This window comes from Martelella mediterranea (assembly GCF_004342225.1).
Lineage (GTDB): Bacteria > Pseudomonadota > Alphaproteobacteria > Rhizobiales > Rhizobiaceae > Martelella > Martelella mediterranea_B.
Genome location: NZ_SMAR01000103.1, coordinates 1 through 1,187 on the forward strand (window position 1 = coordinate 1; position 1,187 = coordinate 1,187).

1 protein-coding gene is annotated in these 1,187 nt (G+C 57.2%); it reads left to right on the plus strand.

Going from position 1 to position 1,187, the window contains the following annotated elements; all coding sequences use genetic code 11:
- The first annotated feature begins 5 nt into the window (after window positions 1-5).
- Window positions 6-1,181 (plus strand): elongation factor Tu, encoded by a 1,176-nt coding sequence (gene tuf, locus EDC90_RS20770; RefSeq protein WP_132314403.1) that lies wholly within the window; start codon window positions 6-8, stop codon window positions 1,179-1,181.
- Window positions 1,182-1,187 lie beyond the last annotated feature (6 nt).

A 1,187-nucleotide genomic window follows, 5' to 3' on the forward strand; every position in this document is an offset into this window, starting at 1 on the left:
TAAAAATGGCAAAGGAAAAGTTCACGCGCACGAAGCCGCACGTCAACATTGGTACAGTTGGTCACGTTGACCACGGCAAGACGACGTTGACGGCAGCGATCACGAAGTTCTTCGGGGACTTCCGCGCTTACGACCAGATTGACGCAGCCCCTGAAGAAAAGGCCCGTGGTATCACGATCTCGACGGCGCACGTTGAGTATGAGACGGAAAAGCGTCACTACGCTCACGTTGACTGCCCCGGCCACGCCGACTACGTCAAGAACATGATCACCGGTGCAGCCCAGATGGACGGTGCGATCCTGGTTTGCTCTGCTGCTGACGGCCCGATGCCGCAGACCCGCGAGCACATCCTGCTTGCCCGTCAGGTTGGCGTTCCGGCCATCGTTGTTTTCCTCAACAAGGTTGACCAGGTTGACGACGAAGAGCTTCTTGAGCTCGTTGAAATGGAAGTTCGTGAGCTGCTCGACTCCTATGAGTTCCCCGGCGACGAAATCCCGATCATCAAGGGTTCCGCTCTGGTTGCTCTGGAAGATGGCGACAAGGCCATCGGTGAAGATGCAATCCGTGCTCTGATGGCTGCTGTTGACGACTATGTTCCGACCCCGGAACGCCCGGTCGATCAGCCCTTCCTGATGCCGATCGAAGACGTTTTCTCGATCTCGGGTCGTGGTACGGTTGTGACCGGTCGTGTTGAGCGCGGCATCGTCAAGGTTGGCGAAGAAGTCGAAATCGTCGGCATCAAGGACACGCAGAAGACGACGGTCACCGGCGTTGAAATGTTCCGCAAGCTTCTCGATCAGGGTGAAGCCGGCGACAACATCGGCGCACTGATCCGTGGTATCCAGCGTGACCAGGTTGAACGTGGCCAGATTCTCTGCAAGCCGGGTTCTGTTACGCCGCACACGAAGTTCAAGGCAGAAGCCTACATCCTGACGAAGGAAGAGGGCGGTCGTCATACACCGTTCTTCACCAACTACCGTCCGCAGTTCTACTTCCGTACGACGGATGTGACGGGTGTTGTTACGCTTCCTGAAGGCACGGAAATGGTTATGCCTGGCGACAACGTCACCTGCGACGTTGAGCTGATCGTTCCGATCGCGATGGAAGAAAAGCTTCGCTTCGCGATCCGCGAAGGTGGCCGCACCGTCGGCGCCGGTATCGTGGCTTCTATCGTCGAGTAATCGACG

What these genes read in the sequence shown, in the direction of transcription:
- tuf (WP_132314403.1), top strand. Translation starts at nt 6, where the DNA reads ATGGCAAAGGAAAAGTTCACGCGCACGAAGCCGCACGTCAACATTGGT.